The organism is Halococcus hamelinensis 100A6, assembly GCF_000336675.1.
Lineage (GTDB): Archaea > Halobacteriota > Halobacteria > Halobacteriales > Halococcaceae > Halococcus > Halococcus hamelinensis.
In genome coordinates this window covers 50,285-72,651 of record NZ_AOMB01000040.1, presented here as the reverse complement: position 1 = coordinate 72,651, position 22,367 = coordinate 50,285, and the positions used below count along the sequence as shown (strand labels likewise).

25 protein-coding genes and 1 tRNA gene are annotated in these 22,367 nt (G+C 67.7%); 14 read left to right on the top strand and 12 right to left on the bottom strand.

Features of this window, described 5'->3' with window-relative positions:
• Positions 1-28: 28 nt before the first annotated feature.
• The 5 genes from C447_RS13905 to C447_RS13885 all read right to left on the bottom strand — a co-directional run bounded on the left by C447_RS13905 (position 29) and on the right by C447_RS13885 (position 4,327).
• Positions 29-334 (bottom strand): hypothetical protein, encoded by a 306-nt coding sequence (locus C447_RS13905; protein WP_007695031.1) that lies wholly within the window; start codon positions 332-334, stop codon positions 29-31.
• Positions 334-1,929 carry an acyl-CoA carboxylase subunit beta gene (locus C447_RS13900; RefSeq protein WP_007695030.1) on the bottom strand — a complete coding sequence of 532 codons (1,596 nt, stop codon included), beginning with the start codon at positions 1,927-1,929 and terminating at the stop codon, positions 334-336. The genes C447_RS13905 and C447_RS13900 overlap by 1 nt, the downstream gene beginning before the upstream one ends.
• A 1-nt stretch (position 1,930) precedes the next feature.
• Positions 1,931-2,674, bottom strand: a complete 744-nt coding sequence (locus C447_RS13895; protein WP_007695029.1) for a beta-ketoacyl-ACP reductase — start codon at positions 2,672-2,674, stop codon at positions 1,931-1,933.
• A 192-nt stretch (positions 2,675-2,866) separates the two neighbouring features.
• Positions 2,867-3,949 carry a hypothetical protein gene (locus tag C447_RS13890; protein ID WP_007695028.1) on the bottom strand — a complete coding sequence of 361 codons (1,083 nt, stop codon included), beginning with the start codon at positions 3,947-3,949 and terminating at the stop codon, positions 2,867-2,869.
• Positions 3,950-4,045: 96 nt separating this feature from the next.
• A complete protein-coding gene (locus C447_RS13885; RefSeq protein WP_007695027.1) occupies positions 4,046-4,327 on the bottom strand; it encodes a winged helix-turn-helix domain-containing protein in 282 nt (93 codons plus the stop codon).
• Between the two features lie 110 nt (positions 4,328-4,437).
• Between C447_RS13885 and C447_RS13880 the strand changes: the two genes are divergently transcribed.
• The 5 genes from C447_RS13880 to C447_RS13860 all read left to right on the top strand — a co-directional run bounded on the left by C447_RS13880 (position 4,438) and on the right by C447_RS13860 (position 8,935).
• Complete coding sequence (locus C447_RS13880; protein ID WP_007695025.1) at positions 4,438-5,523, top strand: DUF1616 domain-containing protein; 1,086 nt, start codon at positions 4,438-4,440, stop codon at positions 5,521-5,523.
• A gap of 3 nt (positions 5,524-5,526) precedes the next feature.
• Entirely contained in the window at positions 5,527-6,126 is a 600-nt protein-coding gene (locus C447_RS13875) for a metal-dependent hydrolase (protein ID WP_007695024.1), read from the top strand.
• A gap of 66 nt (positions 6,127-6,192) precedes the next feature.
• Complete coding sequence (gene ilvD / locus C447_RS13870; protein WP_007695023.1) at positions 6,193-7,932, top strand: dihydroxy-acid dehydratase; 1,740 nt, start codon at positions 6,193-6,195, stop codon at positions 7,930-7,932.
• Positions 7,933-8,324: 392 nt separating this feature from the next.
• The gene (locus C447_RS13865; RefSeq protein WP_007695022.1) at positions 8,325-8,600 is read left to right on the top strand and encodes a DUF433 domain-containing protein; all 276 of its coding nucleotides are present in this window, start codon (positions 8,325-8,327) and stop codon (positions 8,598-8,600) included.
• On the top strand, positions 8,597-8,935 hold the full coding sequence (locus C447_RS13860; protein WP_007695021.1) for a DUF5615 family PIN-like protein: 339 nt from the start codon (positions 8,597-8,599) through the stop codon (positions 8,933-8,935). The genes C447_RS13865 and C447_RS13860 overlap by 4 nt, the downstream gene beginning before the upstream one ends.
• Positions 8,936-9,158: 223 nt before the next feature.
• Here the strand turns inward: C447_RS13860 and C447_RS13855 are convergent.
• Positions 9,159-9,231: transfer RNA gene (locus tag C447_RS13855), tRNA-Pro, on the bottom strand.
• A 134-nt stretch (positions 9,232-9,365) separates the two neighbouring features.
• Between C447_RS13855 and C447_RS13850 the strand changes: the two genes are divergently transcribed.
• Together C447_RS13850 and C447_RS13845 are read left to right on the top strand one after the other, a co-directional pair.
• Positions 9,366-10,283 (top strand): mechanosensitive ion channel family protein, encoded by a 918-nt coding sequence (locus C447_RS13850; protein WP_007695020.1) that lies wholly within the window; start codon positions 9,366-9,368, stop codon positions 10,281-10,283.
• Positions 10,284-10,352: 69 nt separating this feature from the next.
• Entirely contained in the window at positions 10,353-10,655 is a 303-nt protein-coding gene (locus C447_RS13845; protein ID WP_007695017.1) for a MazG nucleotide pyrophosphohydrolase domain-containing protein, read from the top strand.
• Positions 10,656-10,713: 58 nt separating this feature from the next.
• Here the strand turns inward: C447_RS13845 and C447_RS13840 are convergent, their stop codons facing one another.
• From C447_RS13840 to C447_RS13825, 4 genes are all read right to left on the bottom strand, one after another.
• Entirely contained in the window at positions 10,714-11,601 is an 888-nt protein-coding gene (locus C447_RS13840) for an RNA-guided pseudouridylation complex pseudouridine synthase subunit Cbf5 (RefSeq protein WP_007695016.1), read from the bottom strand.
• On the bottom strand, positions 11,601-12,176 hold the full coding sequence (gene cmk, locus C447_RS13835; protein ID WP_029601827.1) for a (d)CMP kinase: 576 nt from the start codon (positions 12,174-12,176) through the stop codon (positions 11,601-11,603). The genes C447_RS13840 and cmk overlap by 1 nt, the downstream gene beginning before the upstream one ends.
• Before the next feature lie 44 nt (positions 12,177-12,220).
• Positions 12,221-13,180: a DUF106 domain-containing protein gene (locus C447_RS13830; protein WP_007695008.1), complete on the bottom strand. Its 960-nt coding sequence runs from the start codon at positions 13,178-13,180 to the stop codon at positions 12,221-12,223.
• A gap of 63 nt (positions 13,181-13,243) precedes the next feature.
• The gene (locus tag C447_RS13825; protein WP_007695007.1) at positions 13,244-13,882 is read right to left on the bottom strand and encodes an adenylate kinase; all 639 of its coding nucleotides are present in this window, start codon (positions 13,880-13,882) and stop codon (positions 13,244-13,246) included.
• Positions 13,883-13,988: 106 nt separating this feature from the next.
• Here C447_RS13825 and C447_RS13820 point away from each other — a divergent pair, with 106 nt between their 5' ends.
• Positions 13,989-14,405 (top strand): hypothetical protein, encoded by a 417-nt coding sequence (locus tag C447_RS13820; protein WP_007695006.1) that lies wholly within the window; start codon positions 13,989-13,991, stop codon positions 14,403-14,405.
• 18 nt (positions 14,406-14,423) lie between these two features.
• On the opposite strand, the gene C447_RS13815 is transcribed toward C447_RS13820, so the two are convergent.
• Together C447_RS13815 and C447_RS13810 are read right to left on the bottom strand one after the other, a co-directional pair.
• Positions 14,424-14,684 (bottom strand): hypothetical protein, encoded by a 261-nt coding sequence (locus C447_RS13815; RefSeq protein ID WP_007695004.1) that lies wholly within the window; start codon positions 14,682-14,684, stop codon positions 14,424-14,426.
• Positions 14,685-14,748: 64 nt separating this feature from the next.
• Positions 14,749-15,342, bottom strand: a complete 594-nt coding sequence (locus tag C447_RS13810) for a DUF6149 family protein (RefSeq protein WP_007695003.1) — start codon at positions 15,340-15,342, stop codon at positions 14,749-14,751.
• A gap of 95 nt (positions 15,343-15,437) precedes the next feature.
• Between C447_RS13810 and C447_RS13805 the strand changes: the two genes are divergently transcribed.
• The 6 genes from C447_RS13805 to carB all read left to right on the top strand — a co-directional run bounded on the left by C447_RS13805 (position 15,438) and on the right by carB (position 22,342).
• Entirely contained in the window at positions 15,438-16,679 is a 1,242-nt protein-coding gene (locus C447_RS13805; RefSeq protein ID WP_007695002.1) for an NAD(P)/FAD-dependent oxidoreductase, read from the top strand.
• A gap of 49 nt (positions 16,680-16,728) precedes the next feature.
• Positions 16,729-17,139 carry a DUF7124 domain-containing protein gene (locus C447_RS13800; RefSeq protein ID WP_007694999.1) on the top strand — a complete coding sequence of 137 codons (411 nt, stop codon included), beginning with the start codon at positions 16,729-16,731 and terminating at the stop codon, positions 17,137-17,139.
• Between the two features lie 55 nt (positions 17,140-17,194).
• Positions 17,195-18,028, top strand: coding sequence for a hypothetical protein (locus C447_RS13795; protein WP_007694998.1), 834 nt, complete (start codon positions 17,195-17,197; stop codon positions 18,026-18,028).
• Positions 18,029-18,065: 37 nt separating this feature from the next.
• Positions 18,066-18,596 carry a DUF5815 family protein gene (locus C447_RS13790; protein WP_007694997.1) on the top strand — a complete coding sequence of 177 codons (531 nt, stop codon included), beginning with the start codon at positions 18,066-18,068 and terminating at the stop codon, positions 18,594-18,596.
• 104 nt (positions 18,597-18,700) lie between these two features.
• Positions 18,701-18,931: a hypothetical protein gene (locus tag C447_RS13785; RefSeq protein ID WP_007694996.1), complete on the top strand. Its 231-nt coding sequence runs from the start codon at positions 18,701-18,703 to the stop codon at positions 18,929-18,931.
• 225 nt (positions 18,932-19,156) lie between these two features.
• Complete coding sequence (carB, locus tag C447_RS13780; RefSeq protein WP_007694995.1) at positions 19,157-22,342, top strand: carbamoyl-phosphate synthase large subunit; 3,186 nt, start codon at positions 19,157-19,159, stop codon at positions 22,340-22,342.
• Positions 22,343-22,367 lie beyond the last annotated feature (25 nt).

Genomic DNA, 22,367 nt, shown 5'->3' with positions numbered 1-22,367 from the left:
ACCGACATGGGTGTTTCGGCGTTTCCGTCTACCGTCGGACCCGCCCCGCTACCTTCCACTCCTCGCCATGACTGGTCGCGCGCGGCGGATCGCGACAGCCCAGCCGGTCACAGAGCTTCCAGCGGTCGCACTCGCTCGATGCGCCGTCGGTCGCGGCCTCGGCGGCCGCGGCGCGGTCGCGGAGGTGCGCCCCGACCGCGGCGGCGATCGCGGCGGCCTCGCCACGGCTCGCGGTGTCGGGTATCGAGAGCGCCGCGTCGTCGGGCAGCGCCGTTTCGCTCGCTCGGTCGTCGGCCCGCTCAGCCTCGTGCGGGCTGGATGCTGCGTCGCTCATCAGAGCTGGACGTTGCCGTGGTCCTTCGGCGGGGAGTCGGTTCGTTTGCGGTCGAGCACGCCCAGGTCGCGGATCAGGCGCTCGCGGGTCGTGCCCGGTTCGATCACGTCGTCGACGTAGCCCCGTTTCGCGGCCGAGTAGGGGTTGGCGAACTCCTCGCGGAACTCGTCCATGAGTTCCTGGCGGCGCTCGTCGGGGTTGTCGGCGGCCTCGATCTCGTCGGCGTAGAGGATGTTGACCGCGCCCCGCGGCCCCAGCACCGCGGTCTCCGCACCCGGCCAGGCGTAGTTGGTGTCCGCCCCCAGGAACTTCGAGCCCATTACGATGTAGGCCCCGCCGTAGGCCTTCCGGAGGATAACGGTACACAACGGTACCGTGGCCTCGGCGTAGGCGTAGATCAGCTTCGCGCCGTGGCGGATGATGCCGTTGTGCTCCTGTTCGGTGCCGGGCATGAACCCCGGCACGTCGACGAAGGTCAGGATCGGGAGGTTGAACGAATCACAGAACCGGACGAACCGCGCGCCCTTCTGGCTCGCCTCGATGTCGAGCGTGCCGGCGTTCACGCGCGGCTGGTTCGCGACGATCCCGACCGGTTGGCCGTCCATCCGCGCGAAGCCGGTGACGATGTTGCGCGCGAAGTCGCCGTGGACCTCGAACAGCGAGCCCTCGTCGACCACGCCGTCGAGCACCGTCGTCACGTCGTAGGGTTTTCGGGGTTCGTTCGGGACCACGTCGCCCACCTCACATCGACGGTGAGGGTCGTCCCACGAGTCCACCTTCGGGGGGTCCTCGACGTTGTTCTGCGGGAGATACGAGAGGAGCCGTTTGATGTCGTCGAGCGCGTCCTCCTCGCTCGCCGCCGTTCGGTGGGCGACCCCGCTCTCGGCCGCGTGGGTCTTCGCGCCACCGAGTTCCGCCATCGAGATCTCCTCGCCGGTGACGGTCTCGATCACGTCGGGGCCCGTGATCATCATGTGGGAGGTGTCCTCGACCATCACCGTGAAATCCGTCAGCGCGGGCGAGTAGGTCGCCCCGCCCGCACACGGCCCCATGATCCCGGATATCTGAGGGATCAGGCCACTGGCCTCCGTGTTCCGCCGGAAGATCTTCGCGAAGCCGACGAGCGAATCGATCCCCTCCTGGATCCGCGCGCCCGCCGAGTCGTTGAGACCGACGATGGGCACCCCGTTGTCGATCGCCCGGTCCATCACCTTACAGACCTTCTCACCGACCGCCTCGCCGACCGACCCACCGAGAACGGTGAAGTCGTGGGCGAAGACGAAGACCGTGCGGCCGTCGACCTCGCCGTAGCCCGTCACGACGCCGTCGCCGGCGTACTTCCGTTCCTCCATGTCGAAGTTCGTCGACTGGTGTTCGACGAACGCGTCGAACTCCACGAAGCTCCCGTCGTCGAGGAAGTAGTCGATCCGCTCGCGGGCGGTTTTCTTCCCCTTCTCGTGCTGGGCCTCGATCCGGTCCTCGCCGCCACCGAGCTCCGCCGCTTCCCGCCGTCGTCGGAGCTCTTCGAGCGGCGATTCGTCGGTGGCGGGGCCCGCGTCGGCATCGGTGGCGTCGGCGGGGTCTTCGGTCGCCACGTTACCACTCCATCCCGCCGTTGACGGCGAGGATCTGGCCGGTCATGTAGCCCGAGTCCTCGCTCGCGACGAACCGGACGATGCCGGTGATGTCGTCGACCTCGGCGAATCGTTCGAGCGGGATTCGTTCGAGGATCTGCTCCTGTACGTGGTCGGAAACCTCGTCGAGCATGTCGGTTCTGACGAATCCGGGGGCGACACAATTCGCTGTCGATCCGGTGCGGGCGAGTTCGAGCGCGATCGTCCGGGTGAACCCGAACATCCCGCTCTTGGTGGTGGCGTAGTTGGCCTGTCCGTAGTTGCCCTGCTGGCCGACGACGCTCGAGATGTTGATCAGTCGGCCACAGTCGGCGTCGACGATGTCCTCGAAGAACTGATGCGTGCAGTTGTACATCCCGCCGAGGTTGACGTCCACGACGCGCTGCCAATCCTCCGGCGTCATGTTCTTGAACGTACGGTCGACGGTGAGTCCCGCGTTGTTCACGAGCACGTCCGCGGGCCCGAACGCCGACCGAACCGCCTCGGCCATCCCGGCGACGGCGTCGTTGTCGGCGACGTCGGCCTGTACGGCGATCGCCTCGCCACCCGTCTCCTCGATGGCGTCGACCACCTCGTGGGCGGCGGCCTCGGACGAGCGGTAGTTCACGGCGACGCTCGCGCCGTGGCGGCCGAACTCCTTCGCGATGCCCCGGCCGATCCCGCGCGACGCGCCGGTGACCACGCAGGTCCGATCTTCGAGAGTCATATGTGAACTCCCTCGACGCCGGAGTACGTAAGTCTGTGGCGCGTACGGAGCCGTGATGCAGCTCCTGTGACGACCGTTTCCACTGAGACCCATTGATTGGTATCGTGCTGCCAGCGCCGGGTCGAGAAAAATCGGGCGGCGATCCGGCCGCGGTCGATCGGATGTGGCGCGCGAATCGGACGTGGCGCGCGACTACCCTCGCCGGCGTGCGAGCGTGACCCCCACGAGGACGAGGGCCAGCGCCGCGACGACGACCCCGAAGCCGGGACCGAACGCGCCGGATCCGGAGTCGCCCTCACCCGCCGAGCCGTTCGTTCCCACGGTGTCGGTCGCCGGGTTCGTCCCGGTTGCCGCAGCGGTCTGTGTCGCGGCATCCGTCTGTGCGGCGGTCGCGGTCGGTGTCGCCGTTTGGGTCGCAGTCGCGGTCGACGTCGTGGTGACGGTCGAAGTCGCGGCCGCGGTCGGGGCCGACGTAGCGACGTCCGTGCCGGTCGTCCCGGTCGTGTCGGTGCTCGGGGTGGGCGTCGACGTGAACGTGCTCACGCCGCCGCTACAGGTGCCGGGGCTGAGCTGGATCGGCTGACTCATATCGAGCTGAGAGGTGCTGCCGTCACCCGAGCGGACCTGCCACGTCTCGATCTCGTTGTCCGAGGGCTGGCCGGACCACTCCTCGAACGGGTAGCGGTCGGTCTCGTCGTTGAACGCGATGTCGACCTCGACGGTGCTGTAGTTCGGGCTGTCGAGCCCCGCGAACGCCGCGCCATCGGTGCGCTCGCCGTTCGAGTTCCACTCGATGTGCGCGCCGGTGTCGGTGTACTCGAAGACGTCGTCGCGGTCGGTGTAGTTGTCGTCCTCGACGACCCAGTCACCGTCGGCCGGGAGTCCTGAGACCTCCGCGTTGGCGACGAACCCGCCGGGCTGGCCGATCTCGTCGTTCAGGAACACGAGGCTCAAGCCGTCACTGCCGTCGTAGACGAACACCTGGCTCGTCTGGTCCTCCTGGATGTCGACCGTGCCGAGCGAGCTGTAGTTGGCGGTCTCGTTGAGGACTCGATAGTCGTAGAACTCCTCGACGGTTCGCGTGCCGTCGCCGAGCGGCGTGACCTGGGTACACTGCGAGCCCTGCTGGACGATGAACGTCGCGTTGCTCGCGTTCGACTGGGCGGCCGTGGTCGCCGGTGCGAGCGCGAGCGCGGCGGTCACCATCACCGCCACGAACGCGACCCGGGCCAACCGGCCCAGGCCGTCGCACTCTGCGTCCGTTTCCCGATGCATTGCAACGCGCTCCTCCGCGCACCGGCAAATAAATATCGTTCCTCGCCTGCCGGTTATTATCCACCGGATCCGCGGCGATCGGACGGAAGCACCGCCTCAGACCATGTTCTCGGATTCGAGGCGGTCCCAGACCCGCTCGCCGGTTTCGGTGATACCGTAGACCCGCCCCTTCTTCTGGTCCTCGGAGACGAGCAGCTCCACCATCTCGTGGTCGCCCTCGCGGAGCCCCGAGAGCGCGCGTGAGACGTGGGTGATGGCGATGTCCTCGTCGGCGGCGATCTGCGAGGGCGTTGCGGGGCCCTCTACGAGCCGTTCGAGAACGTCGACCCGGTACTGTGACCGGACCACGAAGCTGATCAGATCCCACTCGTCCGTCATTTCTGGCCCCCTATACCCCCTGCCTATTCGCTGGAGTAGCATAACGTATGCGTATCCGCTCGCCGGGCCGAACGGATACACTCAAGAACCCCGGTTCCCGACACCGCGTAGTGTCCCGTGATTCGCTCGACGGTGGTGGCCAGTCGGACCGCTACGTCGACAGCGCGGCGGCGTTCCGGGGGCTGCCGGGCGATCTGATCGTCGGCGTCCTCTACACCGTGGTCGTCGCGCCCCTGATCGTCCTCGGCGGCCTGCCGGCGACCGTCCAGTTCGTGCTCGGGATCCCGCTGCTCCTGTTCCTGCCGGGCTATGCGGTGCTCGCGGCGCTGTTCCCGGGCCGCCCCTCGCGCAACGCCGGTCGGGTGAGTTCGCTCTCGGGGATGAGCCGGCGGTTCGAGAGCATGCGGTCGATCCAGCGCCGCGGCGTGCGGTGGGGCGAGCGCGCGGCGCTCTCGTTCGGCCTGAGCCTGTTCGCCGTCCCATTGCTCGCGCTGGCCCTCGGCTTCCTCCCGATCCTGTTCGGCACGGGGTCGCCCTACCGCACCACCCCGATCGTCGGCATCCTCGCCGTCGTCACGCTGGCGGGAATGGTCGTCGGGTTCGTGCGCCGGCTCCGCCTCCCGCGCGCCGAGCGGTTCGCGGCCCCCGCGGGCTACTGGGCTCGGGACTTCGCCGACGGGCTCACCGATTCGCCCGCCGACGCCCTCCTCAACGTGGTGTTGGTCCTCAGCATCCTGGTCGCCACCGTGGCGCTGACGTACACGTTCGCGACGCCACAGGAGGCCGAAGCCCCCACCATGTTCCGGGTCGGCGCGTTCAACGAATCGGACCAGCTCGACTTCGACTACCCGACGAACCTCACCGAGGGCGAAGAACAGCAGTACGTCGTGAGCGTCGAGAACGAGGAACAGGTGGCGGCGAACTACTCGGTGGTGGTCCAGCTCCAGAACCGCAACAACAGCGAGGTGCTCTCGCGCAACCAGCTCACACAGTTCTCGTCGCCGTCCGTCCCCGCAAACCGGACGTGGCAGAACCCACATACCGTCACACCCGACACCTCGGGCGAGAACCTCCAGCTGGTCTACCTCCTCTACGAGGGTGAGCCGCCCGCGGACCCGACCGCCGAGAACGCCTACCGGACGGCCCACCTCTCCGTCGACGTCGCACCGACGAACGAGAGCGCTGGGGGTGGCTGAGCCGTGTTTCCGTGGGGCCACCTCGCGGTCGGCTACCTCTGTTATTCGGTGCTCTGTCACCTCGCCGGACGGCGACCGGGGGAGTACCCGACCCTCGCGCTCGCGCTCGGGACCCAGTTTCCCGACCTCGTCGACAAACCGCTGTCGTGGATCTTCGACCTCCTCCCCGCCGGCGTGTTCGCCCACACGGTCTTCGTCGCCGTCGCGGTCTGGATAGTCGTGCTCGCCGTCGCCTACCGACGCTCACGAACCAGCATCGGCTTCGCGTTCGTCGTCGGCTACGCCTCGCACCTCCCGGCGGACGTGCTCCCGTCGGTGGCGCTCGGCAACGAACTCAACTACTGGTTCCTGTTCTGGCCGGTGATGGCCCGTCCGGGGGTCGACGTCTCGGACCCGATCGTGGGTCCCGGCGCGGGTGCGGGTCTGATCGCGAACGCGGATTACTACTTCGTCCAGTACGTCCAGCAGCTCCTGGGACCGGTGCTGGTGGCCTACCTCGGTCTGTTCGTCCTCGTGTTCGCGCTCTGGCTCTACGACGGCCATCCCGGTATCCGAGCGCTCGGGAACGTGATTCGGCGTTCGACGGGCCGAGAGTCGCTCTAACCGGCGGTCGGTCGGTCGATCGGTCCGTGGTGGCAGACTTATGTTCGTGGCCGTCGAGCCCCTGGCATGAGCCAACAACCACAACACCGCGACGCCGAAGGGTCGGAAAAGGACGGGAACTTGCGCAGCCGCGAGGTCACCGACGGGCCGGACCGCGCGCCCCACCGCTCGATGTTCCGCGCGATGGGCTTCGACGACGACGCGCTCGAATCGCCGATGGTCGGCGTCCCCAACCCCGCGGCGGACGTCACGCCGTGTAACGTCCACCTCGATTCGGTGGCCGACGCCGCCATCGAGGGCGTCGAGGGCGCGGGCGGGATGCCGATCGAGTTCGGCACCGTCACCGTGAGCGACGCCATCTCGATGGGGACCGAGGGCATGAAGGCCTCGCTCATCTCGCGGGAGGTCATCGCCGACTCCGTCGAGCTCGTCTCGTTCGGCGAACGGATGGACGCCTTGGTGACGGTCGCGGGCTGTGATAAGAACCTCCCGGGGATGATGATGGCCGCTATTCGTACTGATCTCCCGAGCGTGTTCGTCTACGGCGGGACCATCCTGCCGGGCCACCACGAGGGCCGCGACGTCACTGTGCAGGACGTCTTCGAGGGCGTCGGCGCGTACTCCCAGGGCGACATCTCGCGCGAGGAGCTCGATTCCCTGGAACGCGACGCCTGCCCAGGGGCGGGGTCGTGTGCCGGAATGTACACCGCGAACACGATGGCGAGTATGAGCGAGGCGCTCGGGCTCGCCCCCCTCGGGTCGGCGAGCGCGCCCGCGGAGTCCGACGCCCGGCTCGACGTCGCGCGGCGCGCGGGCGAGGCGGTCATGCACTGTATCGAGGAGGACCTGCGACCGTCGGACGTACTCTCGAAGGAGAGCTTCGAGAACGCCATCGCGCTCCAGATGGCGCTCGGAGGATCGACGAACGCCGTGCTCCACCTCCCGGCGCTCGCCGCCGAGGCGGGCATCGACCTCTCACTCCAGGACTTCAACGAGATCGGGGCCCGGACCCCGCACATCTGTCACCTCCGCCCCGGCGGTGCGGGTGTGATGGCCGACCTCCACGAGCAGGGTGGCGTACCGGTCGTGCTCCGTCGGCTGCTCGACGCGGGCCTGCTCCACGGCGACGCGATGACGGTGACGGGCAAGACGCTCGAAGAGAGCCTCGCGGCCCTCGACCTGCCCGAGGACTCCGCGATCGATTCCGATCTCGTTCAGACGGTCGAGAACCCGATCCACGACGAGGGCGCGATCAAGGTGCTCTCGGGGAACCTCGCGCCCGACGGGGCGGTCCTGAAAGTCACCGGCGACGACAAACTCCACCACGAGGGCCCGGCACGGGTCTTCGAGGACGAGGAGAGCGCGATGAAGTGGGTCCAGGAGGGCAACATCGAGAGCGGCGACGTGATCATCATCCGGAACGAGGGCCCGCGGGGCGGGCCGGGGATGCGTGAAATGTTGGGGGTCACGGCCGCGGTGGTCGGTCAAGGCCACGAGGACGACGTGGCGCTCATCACGGACGGGCGATTCTCGGGTGCGACGCGTGGGCCGATGATCGGTCACGCCGCGCCCGAGGCGTTCGTCGGCGGGCCGATAGCCGCGCTCGAAGACGGCGACACGGTGCGTGTGGACGTGCCGGACCGGACCATCGAGACGGACCTCTCGGACGAGGAACTCGACTCCCGGCTCGACGCGTGGGAACAGCCCGAGGCGAACTACCAGTCGGGCGTGCTCGCGAAGTACGGCCGGGATTTCGGCTCGGCGGCCAACGGTGCGGTGACGAACCCCGGCGTGAAGCGGGACTGAAACACGACCGGATTGGTTTTTTCGGCCGTAGTTGCAGTGTGGGGTCGGCGTCTCGGCGAGCGCCGCAGGCGCGAGCCGAGGCTCGGGAGAGAAGTGCTTTCTTGGCGGATGAAGGGCGAGCGAGTGGAATGAGCGAGGGCTTCGGCGGTGCGGGTGGTGCTGTACGGCGACAGTGCGGATGGTAGTGGTTGCACCGCGAACGAGCGGCGCGAGGTTCTCCTTCCAGTCGAACCTCGGATGCGAACGGGGAACGCAGTGACCCGTGAGCGCAGCGAGTGAGCGGCCCTTTTTAGTCCAAGCTTTTCAAGGCGTGGTGGTCGACCGAAGAGAGGCCACCCGACGCAAAAAAGTGGGCACAAGAGTCATTGGCACGCCACGCGGAGTCGTCGACAATGAGCGATATCGTCTCGACGGAGGGGACGCTGGGCGGTGAGCCACGTCTCGACGGACGGCGGATCAGCGTTCTCCAAGTCGTCGATATGGTTCGTAACGACGAATCCCCAGCGTACGTCGCCGACCAACTGGACATCTCGCTCGCCGAGGTCCACACAGCACTCGCGTACTACTACGAGCATCCGGACGAGATACGCGAGATCCGAAGTCGCCACGAAAAACAGGAGCAACAACTCGAATCGCGCTCGGTTTCGCCGCCCACAGCCGAACGGTGACGGTTCGGTTTTTCGCGGACGAGCACGTACCGAGCGCCGTCACGGCGACGCTCCGTTCGAACGGGTACACCGTCATTACTGCCCAAGAGCGCTACGGTCGGGAATCGGTCGACGAAGCCTTGCTCGAAGAGTGCGCGCATGACGGTCTCGTCGTCCTGACGAACGACCGCGATTTCATCGAACTCGATGACGAGATCGAGCACGCAGGAATCGTCGTCTACACCACGCCGAACCCGAATCCGAGCGAGTTCGCCGTCGCGATCGAGCGCGTCGAACGGTTCTTCGCGGCTGACGAACTGGCGAACCAGCTAGTGTGGCTCGAAAACTGGTTGTGAGCGGCGGGCAGTGCGGCTCGGTGCGGGCCTGGCGTCTCGGCGAGCGCCGCAGGCGCGAGGGCTTCGGCGGTGCGGTTGGTGCTGTGCGGGAGTTAGTGATTGTACCGCGAGCGAACGCAGTGAGCGAGAGCGGGCCGACGACTGACTGAAAGGAAGGAGGAGGCTTTTGATCCACATTTTGCCAGCGAGGCCGCTTCGCGGCCGAGCGCAGCAAAAGGTGGAATGGGACCGTCGTGATTCGAACACGAGTCCGACGCACCCCATGCGCCGAGGATACCAAGCTACCCCACGGTCCCGCGTTTCGACCGACGCCGGCTCGTGGATTAAGCCCTTCGTTTCGCGCACGCGGACGGCCGGGACTCGGGCGGCCGTGCCGAACCGGTGGACACCGGCGATGGTTTCATAACCGATTCGGCTGTCGATTCGAACGATGTATTCGACGGTCCTCCAGCAGGGTCTCCCGAGGACGCCCCAGCAGTTCGTGAACCAGTACGGCGACGCGGTCGTGAGCGCCGCGACCACGGTCGTGCTGTTCGTCGTGGCGTTCGTCGTCATCTACCCGGTCGCCAAGTTCGTCTTGACCAGGGCGACGAAACGCGCGCTCGACGTTCGCGGGTTCGACGGGACGGTCGTTGGGCTCGGCGGTCGGATCGCGGGGGCGCTCGCGCTGTTCGCCGCGCTCGCGCTCGCGGCGACGATCGCGGGTTTTGGCACCGTGCTCGCGGCCTTCGCGACCCTGGCGGGCGCGCTCGCGCTGGCGCTCGGGTTCGCCGCCCAGGACCTCATCGGCAACTTCGTCGCGGGCGTGTTCATCCTCCGCGACAAGCCGTTCCGGACGGGCGATTGGATCGAGTGGCCCTCGGGCGACGGCACGAAATCGGGTGTCGTCCAGGAGATCCGGCTCCGCGTCACCAAACTCGAGACCTTCGACAACGAACTCATCACGGTGCCAAACTCCGAACTCGCCGACAACGCCGTCACCAACCCCGTCGCCAACGACCGGCTTCGGGTCCCCTTCACCTTCGGGATCGGCTACGACGACGACATCGAACAGGCGAAGGAGATCATCGTCCAGGAGGCCGCCACGGTCGGGAACATCAAGGGTGAACCCGAACCCGACGTGATCCTCACCGAACTCGGCGATTCGGCGGTGGGGCTGACCGCGCGCGCTCACATCGACGACCCCTCGCGCGGCAAGTACGTCCACACGCTCTCGGCCTGGGTCCAGGCCGTGAAGGAGCGCTTCGACGACGAAGGCATCGACATGCCCTACCCCTACACCGAGCTCACCGGCGGGGTCGAGATCGAGGACTCGTCCGAAGCGAGAGCCACGAGTGCCGACGACTGACCGAACGGCGCTACCGTTTCGGTACCGACGGGACGGAAGATTATTGGGACTCACATCGGAGGGAGATCCATGGACGAACAGGGAGAGGTAGCGGCGTTCGTTGACAGACACGGGATTGAGACGAGTCTGGAGTTCCGGTTGCTGACCATGGTCGAGGAGATCGGGGAGATGGCCGAGGACGCTGTCGAGACGACGGGGTACGGGGAACGGCCGGAGGAGATAGGGATAACCGAGGAGGAACTCGGCGACACCATGTTTACCCTGTTGCAGATCGCGAACGCCGCCGATATCGACGCCGGCGAGGCGCTCGCAGAGAGCCTGGAGAAGTACGACCAGCGGATCGACGAGACGGGGAACCCCTCGTCGGAGTGATCACGGCGGTCGACGGAAACCCAGCCCGCCGACGAGCCGGTGCAGAACGCTCACCGAGTCAAACCAGTACCCGTTCGAGGTCGACGACGGTCCCCGAGTCGGCATCGGGATCGCCGACGAACCGTCCGAGGCAGACCGCCGCCCCGTCGGGGGTGTAGCAGGCGACCAGCGGTTCGTCGTCCTTGGGGTCGACGGTCTCGGGATCGGTGTTCTCGACGTCCAGCACGCCGGGCGCGTAGACCGGCGCGCCCTCGGCGACCTCTCGGGCGGCGCTGTCGGCGATCGTCACCCGCGGGAGGTGGGTGAGCGCGCGTTCGGCCGGTCTGACGACGTCGGAGAGGGGTTCCGGGTCGCCGTCGTCGGCGAACGCGAGCGCGTCGGCGAGGTCGTGGAGGCTCACGAGTTTCGTGTCGTCGAACGGCGTCGTCGAGGTCCGCCGGAGGTCGCCCATGTGGCCGCCGGTGCCGAGCGCGAGCCCGAGGTCGTGACACAGCTTCCTGACGTAGGTCCCGCTCTCACAGCGAATCCGGAGGAGGATCCGGCGCTCCTCGGTTTCGAGCGGCGTGAGGTCGTGGATCGTCCGGACTCGGAGGCGACGCGCGACCGCGCTCTTCTTCGGCGGTTTCTGGTAGATCGGTCCCTCGAACTCGGCGAGGACGTTCTCGACGTTCGCGGGGGCCGGCTTGTGGAGTTCCAGAACGGCGACGTACTCCTTGTCGCCTTCGAGGAAGACCTGGGCCATCCGGGTGGCGTCGCCGAGCAGGATCGGGAGGCAGCCCGTGACCTTCGGGTCGAGGGTACCGGCGTGGGCGGCGCGCTCGACGCCGACGAGGTCGCGAACCCAGCCGGTGACCTGGTGGGCCGAGGGTCCGGGCGGCTTGTCGAGGTTCACGACCCCGAACGACCGGTTCGCCGCGGGCGTGCGCTCGTCGGGCGAACCCCGCATCACAGGTCGTACGCGGCGTCGATCTCGACGCCGCCCTCGTCTACCGTGGGGTCGTAAGCGGCACACGCTTCCTCAAGCACTCGTAAGACGCCCTCCGGGCTCCAGCGGGCGGTGCTCACCACGAGGTCGTAGATCGAGCGATCGGTGAACTCGATCCCGTAGTACTCCCGGTAGCGCCGGGCCTCGCTCTCGGCGCGGGCGTGGGTTTCCTCACGGGCTACGTCGAGTGATTTGTCCTCGCGGTCGGCGATCCGGGCGGCACGAACGTCGAGCGGTGCATCAAGCCAGATCTTGAGGTCAGCGAAGTCGCCCGCCATCCAGCCAGCAAGCCGGGATTCGAGCACAACGTCGTCGCGCGCCTCGGCGACCGCGCGCTGGCGGCGGTCGAGCGCCCGGTCGATCGCGTCGTCCTCCTCGGCCTGCCGGTTGAGTTCGAGCGCCGTCAGCCCTCGCTCGGCGGCGACTTCCCGAAAGATGTCGCCGCCGCTGACATGGTCGTAACCGAGCGTCTCCGCGAGTGCCGCGGCGGTCGTGGATTTACCGCCGCCCGCCGGTCCAGAGATGGTAACAAACATGAAAACCATCGGACCGGCCCGATACAAAGGGATTGCGTCCTGGGTCAGCCCGTCTGCGGGGTGGTCTGGAGGTTGAGCGTCTTCTGGATCACCAGCCGGAAGGCGAACGAGCAGATGAAGTACCAGGCGAGCCAGACCGGGAGCAGCCCCAGGATCCGGCCCTCCGCACCCGTCCACGCCATCCGGCCGATCATCGGCATGACGATGTGGCGTTCGCCCTGGGCGATGTGCTCGACCCCGCCACCGCCGTGAACCCCGAGCTTCCAGTACATCCAGACGAACGCCGGGATCGTCACCAGCATGATCCAGACCATCGGCCGGAACATCAGCTTGAACATCCCGAGCTGGTCGCCCATCGCGTCCATCTGCTCCTGCTGGATGCGTTCGAGCGCCGCGTCGTCGCCGCGCTCGCGTGCGTCCTTCTGGCGCTCCTGGATGTCGCTCATTCGCTCCTGGATGTCGCCCATCTGCTCGGTGTCCATGAGCGCGGACTGAAAGAGCACGGTGTAGAGCCCGGTGAGCACCGAGAGCACGAAGATCACGGCGTAGAACGGCAGGATCGCGTCGAACGGGCCCAGCACGAGGTCGGCGGTCCCGCCGACCGCGTTCCGTATCGGGTCGAAGTAATACGAGGGCAGGAGGGCGACCGCGCCGACCGCCGCGAGCTTGTCGTAGGTCGTCCACGTCCCGCCGTCGTCGTCGTCGGTCGCCGACGTGTCCACGGCGTCGTCGCCAAGCGCTTCGCGGACCTCGGCGGGGTCAGAGACCGCGAAGCCGTCGCCGTCGGCGTCGTGGAGGATACCGGTCTCGATGAGCCGGCCCCACTGTCCCGAGGTGAGTTCGTCGCTGACGTCGCCCCACTGCACCGTGTGCGGTCGCGTGCCGCCGTCGGGCTCGGGGTCGTCGTCCGTGTGCCCGGCCCGGTCGAGCACCACGGTGAGCGCCTCGGCGAACGCCGGGTCCTCGGCGACCAGCGAGCGTGCTTTCTCGCCTGTTCGTCCCATTTCCGTCCAATCGGGTATGCGGCCTAATCAACCTTTTACTTCGCGTGTGGCCGTCGAACCCGCTCAGACCGCGGCGTCGATCGTCGCTCGGAGCTCCTCCCAGACTTCCTCGGGGGAGCCCTCGCCGTCGACCGTTTCGAGGACGCCCGCCTCGCGGTAGTACTCGATCACGGGCTCGGTGCTCTCGTGGTAGACCCGCAGCCGGTCCTTGACCGTCTCCTCGGTGTCGTCGTCGCGCTGGACGAGTTCGCTACCGCACTCATCGCAGACGCCCGCCTCCTCGGGCTGGTTGAACTCGACGTGGTAGTTCGTACCGCACTCGGGACAGACCCGCCGGCCGGTGAGCCGGTCGACCACCACGGACTCGTCGACGTCGAGCAGACAGACCACGTCGAGCGCGGTGATGTCGGCGAGGTACTCCGCCTGCTCCTCGTTCCGGGGGTAGCCATCGAGCACGTAGCCCTCGGATTCCGAGACCGCCTCCGCGACGATCTCGTTCACCACGGGGTCGGGCACGAGTTCGCCGGCCTCCATGAACTCGCGTGGCGTGCCGAACTCGGTCTCCATGTCCCTGTTCGCCCGGAGCGCGTCCCCGGTCGTGACGTGCGGGATGTCATACTCGTCGGCGACGTTCGTGCTCTGGGTTCCCTTGCCCGCGCCCGGCGGTCCGAGCAGCAGAACGTTGGGTTGGTTCTCGCTCATGGCCCCCGCTTCGGAAGCCACCCTAAAAGGTTTGTAGATACCGTCGCCGTTTGCCCATCGGCGTCGCTTCCACCCCGTTTTTCAACGCACCCGCCGAAACCGGCTCATGACCCGATTCGACGCCGCAACCGAGGGGGAGCGACGAGAACTGTTCGTTGACGCGATTCGAGCCCACGGCGAACGCGAGAGCCCCTTTCTGACCATCGAAGTAGCGGTCGAAGCGCCCCCGATCCCCGACGAGGATGCCGAGGACGAGCCGACCCTCGCACCCTGGGTCCAGTTCGCCGACGGCGTGGTGAACCTCGACTGCACCGAGGACGAACTCGACCGGGCGAACGCGCTGCTCGACGAGTATCCTGAGTTCGTGGTCGACGAACTCACCCGGCCCGAAGAGGCCGAGGGGGTCAACCTCCGGGTCGCGGCGCGGACGGACCCCGCACGCGTCGCCGAGTTCGTCGACCGGGCGTTCCAAGACGTCTACGACTGCGCGCCCGACTATCGGGCGTGGGTCACGGCGGTCTGAGGGGAGGGCCGGACCGAATCAGAATGGGAGCCGTTCCTGGGCCTCGTCCGCGAGCTTGTCGAGCTTGTCCTGGAACTGCTCGACCGACCGCTCGACGTAGTGGACGCGTTCTTTGGGGATCCGACGGACGACGTCGTTGCCGTTGCCGTCCTCGCCGACCTTCACGAGCCAGTGGTCGTCGAAGTAGGCGATGAACTCGTTGTCGACGACGGTCTCGATCTTGCCCTCGTTGGGGTCGTCGTAGACGATCGTGGCCTGACCGAGTTGGGGGTCAACCATGTCTCGTGCCTGTGTCGGCCGAGGGATAAGCCCGCGGTCTGCGGGTTGCGGTCGGGCCGAGGGGTTAGTCCTCGACGTCGTCGGCGGTGACGCCGGGCGCGTCGCTGAGGTCGACCTCCTCGGGGTCGTCGGCACCACCGACGAGGACCTCGCCGTCCGGGCCGTCGACGTAGGTCTCGTCGGCGTAGCCCCCGACGGCGTTCGGTTGGTCGGGGTCGTCGAGTTTCTCGGGGGTCGCGGGGGCATCGGGGAGTCCACCGGCGGGCGCGAACGCGCCGAGCGGGTCCTCGACCGTGATCGCGAACCGATCGAAGAACTCGCCGAAGCGGTCGTGGTGGTCGTCGAGTTCGTCGACCGGGAACTCCATCATCTCGACCCAGCCGTGGTCGTAGAAGTCGAAGTTGGCCTGGATGTGGGTGATCTCGCGGGCTTCGGCCTCGGTGAAGCCGTCCCGGAGCGCCGCCAGATAGCTCTCCATCGTGGCGTCGAACAGCCCGTCGAGGTGGGCTTTGCGCTCCTCGGCGTGCTCGGGGTCGGCCTTGCCCATGAACACGCCGGTGTGGAGCCGGACGAGCCCCTGCGTCGCGAGGTTGCCGACGACGGGCGTCGAGAGCGCCTGCTTCGCCGCGAAGTGCCGGACGGTCTGATTGAGTTTCATACCCGCTCTCGGGACGCGAGACACATCAACGCACCGTCCGTCGGGAACGGCCGCGAGATAGCAATTCACATTACCCCCGGCGTCGAACTCCCCCTATGCCTACCTCGTACGTAATCATCGGCGATGGGATCGCCGGGAGCTCCGCGGCCGAGACCATCCGCGAGGGCGACCCCGACGCCGACGTCACGGTGATCACCGACGAGGGCGAAGCCCTCTACAACCGTATCCTGATCAAGGAGTTCGCGAAGGGCAAACTCCCCGAGGCCCCGATGTCGATCCACCAGCCCGGCTGGTACGACGACCGCGACATCGACCTCCGGCTCAACACGCTCGTCACCGCCATCGACACCGACGCCCACAGCCTCCACACCCACGCGGGCGACAGCTTCGATTACGACAAACTCCTCATCGCGACCGGCGGCACCCCGACCCAACTCCCCGTCGAGAACAGCGACGCCGAGGGGATCCACCACTTCTGGACGTTCGAGGACGCACGCAGCATCGCCGAGGACGTGAACGAGGCCGAGAAGGGGGTCGTGGTCGGTGCCGGACTCCTCGGGATCGACTTCGCGGCGATCTGCGGTGCCCAGGAGGTCGAGGCCAACTACCTGATGCGCGGCGAGTGCTGGTGGCGCTACGCGCTCTCGCCCGAGGGCGCACGGATCATCCACGAGGCGCTCGAAGCAAAGAACGTCACGCCGGTCTTCGACAGCGGCGTCGATAGCTTCGAGGTCGACGACGCGGGCCACGTCACCGCCGCCGTCGCGCCGGACGGCGAGACCTACGACTGCGACTTCGTCGGGATCGCCATCGGCCTCGACTTCAACCTCGAGGTCCTCCAGGGCACCGACATCGAACTCGACGAGGGCGTCGTGGTCGACGAACACATGCAAACGTCCGTCGAGGACGTCTACGCTGCGGGCGACCTCACCCGCTTTTACGACGTGATCCTCGGAGAGCACGCCCAGAACGGCTCGTGGGGCAGCGCGAAGGAACAGGGCACCGTCGCGGGCAAGAACATGCTCGCCGACGCGCCCGAGGCCGAGTTTCGCTGGGTCTCCTCTTACTCTATCACCCACTTCGATTTCCCCTTCCTCTCGTTCGGCCATCCCACCATCGGCGACGACTCCGTCGAGGCCTCCTTCGGCGACGACGAGTGGCGACGGCTCGCGCTCAAGGACGGCAAGATCGTCGGCGGCGTCCTCATCGGCAACCTCGCGCCCCAGAGCAAGTACAAGAAGCTCATCCGCGAGGAGCGCGACGTCAGCGACTGCAAGGACCTCCTGATGGAACCCGAGGTCGACCTCGACGAGCTCGCGACGCCCGCCGGCCAGTAGTCCCGACCCGCACCGAAGCCGTTTTCCTGCGTCCGCACCCAGTCGCGCCATGGAAGGCGGCAGCGGCGACATGACGCTGGCGTTCGAGCTCGACGCCCTCGAAGCGCTCGCGAACCCCACCGAGGTGTTCTCCGACGCGCGACGATGGACCGAGTACATCGGGGTGGTCTCGGACGAACCCACCTACGTCGTCACGAACTTCACCCGGAAGAACCGGATCCGCCAGGACTTCTTCTCCGGGCCGCGCGGCCGGCGCGAGAGCCTCGAAAACGTCAAGAACCAGTTCGACACCGACCGCCACGTCTTCGTCGGCACGGGGCAGGACGACATCGACCTCGCCAGCGAGGTCGACTGGGAGTACCTCGCGGTCACCGACGCCGCCGACGCCGCGGGCTGGACGCTCGACGACGGCGACGACGAACCGGAGCCCGAACCCGAGACCCGCGACGATTGGCCCTGACCCGCCAGCGTCGCACGATGGAACGTTTTAATAGCCCGAGCCGGGAGCCGAAATCATGTCGGTAGGGATCCGGACCGCGGTCCGCGCCGGGGCGAGGCGAACCGCCTCGCGCGACGGGTTGGTGCTCGCCCTCGCGTTCGCGGCCATCGGGGTCGTCGGCGTGGTCGGGGGCCAGACCCTGCTTCGCGACGCCGCCGAGCCGGCCCTCGAAACCCTCCGCACCCGGCCCACCGCCGAGACGGGGTTCACGCCGCGCGAGGTTCGGACGGTCGCGGACGCGCTCGACGCCACGACGCCGCTCGCGCTCGGCGTACCCGCCTCGGTCGCGAGCGGGCTCGTCGTCCTCGCGGGCGTCCTTCGAGAGACGCTTCGGATCGTCGGGGTCCGGACCTTCGCCGCCGACCCGACGAGCCTCACCCGCGACCGGCTGCGCCCGCTCGTCCTCCCGACGCTCAACGGGGTCGCCGGCGGGTTCGCGGTCTGGTTTCTGGTCGGGCTCGGCGGGGTGCTCGGGATCCTCGCCGTCGTCGTCGGCGGGGCGGTCGTGGCGCTGTTCCTCGCGACGTCGTTCTTCTTCCTTCGCCAGGAGATCGCGGTCGAGAACCGGACCTTCGTCGACGCGCTGAACGAGAGCTGGCGGGTCGCCAGCGGCCACCGCCTCGAACTCCTCGGGCTCGGGGTCGCGGTCGTCGCGCTGACCCTCGTCCCCCTCGTAGCGGTTCGAGCCCTCTTCGGCGTGCTCTTCGGACCGGCCGTGGCGTGGGTCGCGTGGGTGTGCCTCGGCGGTCCGGCGGCGGTCTTCGGCACCGCGACCGTCACCCACGCCTACACGCAGCTCCGGGCCGAACCGCGCGAGCCCGAGCTCGGTCGGCCACGGATCGACCGATGACCCCGGCGTTTAACCCCGATGCGCCCCAATCACCCGCATGACCAAGCCGCGCGTCCCGGGCAGCCGCGAGACCGGGATCGACCTCCCGTGCGGGGAGTCGGTCGCGGTCTCGGCCCTCGACATGGGGCTCCGGGAGTTCGAGTGTTCGTGTGGCGCGCGCCACGCCGTCGTGATGGACGTCCACCCGCTGAGCCGGTTCGTGCCCGAGTCCCTCGTCTCGGTGCTCGAAACCGCGATCGAACCCAGTGACGGCGGCACGTTCGATACCCGTCACCTCATGGGCGTCGTGCTGGAGGAGTTCCCCGAGGAAGTCGTCGGCGAGGACGTCTCCGAGGACACCGACGTGGGTTACGCGTGGGTCTGGGTCGCCGAGTTCGACTCGCGCCGCCTCCACGAGGTGGTGGTCGAGCTCGTCGTCGAGCTGATGGACCACGCCGTGAGCCACGCCGAGGACGACGCGGCCCGGCGCGAGTTCGAATCCCAGCTTCACGAGTTCGACGTCGAGGCGTTCGTCGACGCCTATCGCCGCGAACGCGACTTCGAGCGCGGAACCGACACGCCCGTCTGACACCGGCCGTCGCCGTCGGCGCGCCGCCATCGAGCGATTCACCGCAACGACCGTCATACGGCTGTCTGACGTGGTGTTATGTGTCTCCGCACCATGGTGTGTGTATGCAACTCCGGCGGAGCGAGTTCGAGCGGATCCGGACCGTGCTCTCGGAGACCGGCGTCACCGAACCCCTCACCGCCCGCGAGATACACGACCTCCTCCGTGCCAACGGCGAGGAGCTCGACAGCCCCCACCAGGTCGCGACCGTCCTGGGGCGTCGGTCCGAAACCGGCGACGTCGAGGTGCTGCACGACCGGCCCTACCGGTATCTGATCCGCGACGAAGCCAACTGATCACGGGTCACCGTTCGACGCCCCGAACTGCCGGTTCGTGAGCCCGGTTGCGACCGTGATTTTCCCGGACTCGTTCGATCTCGTCAACATCGCTCTCCCACACCGAGGAGCGGGACGCACGGCCAGCGAACCGTCCTCGCACACCCGATTTCGAAAATCGAAGCTCGGCTACGCATCTCGTACCGATTCGCCGGGCTTATTACGATGTGCGAACTGGCGTGGGTAATGACACACGCAGACCGGACCATCCTGCTCATCGGCAGCGGCCCGATCCAGATCGGGCAGGCCGCGGAGTTCGACTACTCGGGGGCGCAGGCGTGCCGCGCGCTCGCCGAGGAGGGCGCACGCGTCGTCCTCGTCAACTCGAACCCCGCGACGATCATGACCGACCCCGAGATGGCCGACGCGGTCTACATCGAGCCCATCACCACCGAGGCCATCGCGGAGATCATCGAGAAGGAACGCCCGGACGGCGTGATCGCGGGGCTCGGCGGGCAGACGGGACTCAACGTCACCGCCGAGCTCGCCGAGGAGGGCGTGTTGGAGGAATACGACGTCGAGATCATGGGCACCCCGCTCGACACCATCTACGCCACCGAGGATCGCGAACTGTTCCGCCACCGGATGGAGGAGGTCGGCCAGCCCGTCGCGAAGTCGGTGACGATCGAATCCGTCGAGGCAGTCGAGGACGCCGTCGAGGCGGTCGGCGGCCTCCCGGTGATCATGCGGACGACCTACACCCTCGGGGGGAGCGGGTCGGGCGTCGTCGAGGAGATGGACGAACTGAAGGAGAGCGTCCGGAAGGGGCTGCGGCTCTCGCGCAACGGCGAGGTGTTGATCACCGAGTCGATCGCGGGCTGGGTCGAGCTGGAGTACGAGGTGATGCGCGACGCCGACGACTCGTGTATCATCATCTGCAACATGGAGAACCTCGACCCGATGGGGATCCACACCGGCGAGTCGATGGTCGTCACGCCCTCGCAGGTGATCCCCGACGACGGCCACCAGGCGATGCGGACCGCCGCGCTCGACGTGATCCGCGAGCTCGGTATCCAGGGCGGCTGTAACATCCAGTTCGCCTGGCGCGACGACGGCTCGCCCGGCGGCGAGTACCGCGTGGTGGAGGTCAACCCCCGCGTCTCGCGTTCGTCGGCGCTCGCCTCGAAGGCCACCGGCTACCCGATCGCGCGCGTGACCGCGAAGGTCGCGCTCGGCAAGCGCCTCCACGAGATCGAAAACGAGATCACCGGGGAGACCACCGCCGCCTTCGAGCCCGCGATCGACTACGTCGTCACCAAGATCCCGCGGTGGCCGAACCAGAAGTTCGCGGACGTCGACTTCGAACTCGGGACGGCGATGAAGAGCACCGGGGAAGCGATGTCGATCGGGCGGACGTTCGAGGAATCCCTCCTGAAGGCGCTCCGTTCGACCGAGTACGAACCCGACGTCGACTGGGCCGACCTCGACGACGCGGCGCTCGAAGCCGAGTACCTCGAACGGCCGACCCCCGACAGACCCTACGCGATGTTCGAGGCATTCGGGCGGGGATACTCGGTCGACGAGGTCTCCGAGTTCACGGGGATCAAGCCGTGGTACGTCGAGCGCTACGCCCGGATCGCCGAGGCCGCGGGCGCGGCCGCCGAGGGCGACTTCGAGCCCGCGGCCGACGTGGGCTTCACCAACCAGGAGGTCGCGGCGCTCGCCGCGGGCGACGAGGGTGCGCTGACGCGGGCCGACGGTGCTGGGGGTATTACGACGGATGAGGCCCCGATCGACGAGGTCGAGAATAGCGTCTCGCCGCGTGATTTCAAACAGGTCGACACCTGTGCCGGCGAGTTCGCCGCCTCGACGCCGTACTACTACTCCGCGCGCGAACGCGTCTCGGGCATCGACCACGACGAGGTGCAGGTGAACCGCGACGTCGAGAGCGTGGTGATCGTCGGCGGCGGCCCCATCAGGATCGGCCAGGGCGTCGAGTTCGACTACTGTACCGTGCACGCCGTGCGCGCGCTCCGCGAGATGGGGATCGAAGCCCACGTCGTCAACAACAACCCCGAGACCGTCTCGACGGACTACGACACCTCCGATGGCCTGTTCTTCGAGCCGATCACCCCCGAGGAGGTCGCCGACGTGGTCGAGACTACCGGGGCCGACGGTGTGATGGTCCAGTTCGGCGGCCAGACCTCGGTCGACATCGGCCGCGGGCTGGAGGCCGAACTCGACCGCCGTGGACTCGATTGCGACGTTCTGGGAACCACCGTCGAGGCGATGGACCTCGCGGAGAACCGGGACAGGTTCAACCGGTTGATGGACGACCTCGGGATCGCCCAGCCCGCGGGCGGGGCGGCCGAGAGCGAGGCCGAAGCCCTCGACCTCGCCCACGAGATCGGCTATCCCGTCCTGGTGCGTCCGAGCTACGTTCTCGGCGGACGCGCGATGGACGTCGTCTACGACGACGAGGACCTGAAGAGCTACGTCGAAGAGGCCGTCAGAGTGAGCCCCGACCAGCCGATCCTGGTCGACCAGTTCCTCGAAGGGGCGGTCGAACTCGACGTCGACGCCGTGGCCGACGGTGATGAGGTCCTGATCGGCGGGATCATGGAACACGTCGAGTCGGCGGGGGTTCACTCGGGCGATTCGGCCTGCATGATACCCCCGGAATCGCTCGACAGCGAAGTGCTCGGTCGGGTTCGTGAAGTGGTCGAGGACATCGCGGACGCGCTCGATACGGTGGGGCTGCTCAACGTCCAGCTCGCGGTGAAGGGCGACGAGGTCTACGTCCTGGAGGCGAATCCCCGCTCCTCGCGGACGGTGCCGTTCGTCTCGAAGGCCACCGGGGTGCCGATCGCCAAACTCGCCGCCCAGGTGATGGCCGGTGCCTCGCTCGCCGAACTGGAGGTCACCGAGCAGGTCCCCGAACAGACCAGCGTCAAGGAGGTCGTGCTGCCGTTCGACCGCCTGCCGGGCAGCGACCCGCGGCTGGGCCCCGAGATGAAGAGCACGGGTGAGGTGATGGGCACCGCCGACAGTTTCGGCAAGGCCTACGGGAAGGCCCAGTCCGCGACGAACAAACCCGTCCCGACGGGCGGCACCGCCGTCATCGACCTCTCGGACCCCGAGTTCCCCGACCCCGAGAGCGAGGCCGGGCGTGAACTCCACGATGGATTCGCCGAGCACTTCGAGCTCCGCGAGTTCGACGACCTCGAAACAGCGATCATGGAGGGCGAGGTGGACCTCGTCGTCTCGCGGAACCGGGACGCGCTCGAGGTCTGTGTCGAGGAGGAGGTCACCTACTTCTCGACGGCGGCGAGCGCGCGGGCCGCGCTGTCGGCGCTCGACGCCCAGGACGAGGATTCGGCGGTCGAGGCGGTCGGCGACCGGCCGACGGTGCAGGGCCACTGGGGCGCGTAACGACGAACCCGAGGGCTACAACACG

Coding starts and splice junctions, on each gene's coding strand:
- carB (WP_007694995.1), top strand. CDS start 19,157: ATGACACACGCAGACCGGACCATCCTGCTCATCGGCAGCGGCCCGATC.
- C447_RS13830 (WP_007695008.1), bottom strand. CDS start 13,180: ATGGGACGAACAGGCGAGAAAGCACGCTCGCTGGTCGCCGAGGACCCG.
- C447_RS13785 (WP_007694996.1), top strand. CDS start 18,701: ATGCAACTCCGGCGGAGCGAGTTCGAGCGGATCCGGACCGTGCTCTCG.
- C447_RS13885 (WP_007695027.1), bottom strand. CDS start 4,327: ATGACGGACGAGTGGGATCTGATCAGCTTCGTGGTCCGGTCACAGTAC.
- C447_RS13820 (WP_007695006.1), top strand. CDS start 13,989: ATGACCCGATTCGACGCCGCAACCGAGGGGGAGCGACGAGAACTGTTC.
- C447_RS13795 (WP_007694998.1), top strand. CDS start 17,195: ATGTCGGTAGGGATCCGGACCGCGGTCCGCGCCGGGGCGAGGCGAACC.
- C447_RS13790 (WP_007694997.1), top strand. CDS start 18,066: ATGACCAAGCCGCGCGTCCCGGGCAGCCGCGAGACCGGGATCGACCTC.
- C447_RS13840 (WP_007695016.1), bottom strand. CDS start 11,601: ATGCGGGGTTCGCCCGACGAGCGCACGCCCGCGGCGAACCGGTCGTTC.
- C447_RS13825 (WP_007695007.1), bottom strand. CDS start 13,882: ATGAGCGAGAACCAACCCAACGTTCTGCTGCTCGGACCGCCGGGCGCG.
- cmk (WP_029601827.1), bottom strand. CDS start 12,176: ATGTTTGTTACCATCTCTGGACCGGCGGGCGGCGGTAAATCCACGACC.
- C447_RS13905 (WP_007695031.1), bottom strand. CDS start 334: ATGAGCGACGCAGCATCCAGCCCGCACGAGGCTGAGCGGGCCGACGAC.
- ilvD (WP_007695023.1), top strand. CDS start 6,193: ATGAGCCAACAACCACAACACCGCGACGCCGAAGGGTCGGAAAAGGAC.
- C447_RS13810 (WP_007695003.1), bottom strand. CDS start 15,342: ATGAAACTCAATCAGACCGTCCGGCACTTCGCGGCGAAGCAGGCGCTC.
- C447_RS13800 (WP_007694999.1), top strand. CDS start 16,729: ATGGAAGGCGGCAGCGGCGACATGACGCTGGCGTTCGAGCTCGACGCC.
- C447_RS13890 (WP_007695028.1), bottom strand. CDS start 3,949: ATGCATCGGGAAACGGACGCAGAGTGCGACGGCCTGGGCCGGTTGGCC.
- C447_RS13850 (WP_007695020.1), top strand. CDS start 9,366: ATGTATTCGACGGTCCTCCAGCAGGGTCTCCCGAGGACGCCCCAGCAG.
- C447_RS13865 (WP_007695022.1), top strand. CDS start 8,325: ATGAGCGATATCGTCTCGACGGAGGGGACGCTGGGCGGTGAGCCACGT.
- C447_RS13895 (WP_007695029.1), bottom strand. CDS start 2,674: ATGACTCTCGAAGATCGGACCTGCGTGGTCACCGGCGCGTCGCGCGGG.
- C447_RS13815 (WP_007695004.1), bottom strand. CDS start 14,684: ATGGTTGACCCCCAACTCGGTCAGGCCACGATCGTCTACGACGACCCC.
- C447_RS13805 (WP_007695002.1), top strand. CDS start 15,438: ATGCCTACCTCGTACGTAATCATCGGCGATGGGATCGCCGGGAGCTCC.
- C447_RS13845 (WP_007695017.1), top strand. CDS start 10,353: ATGGACGAACAGGGAGAGGTAGCGGCGTTCGTTGACAGACACGGGATT.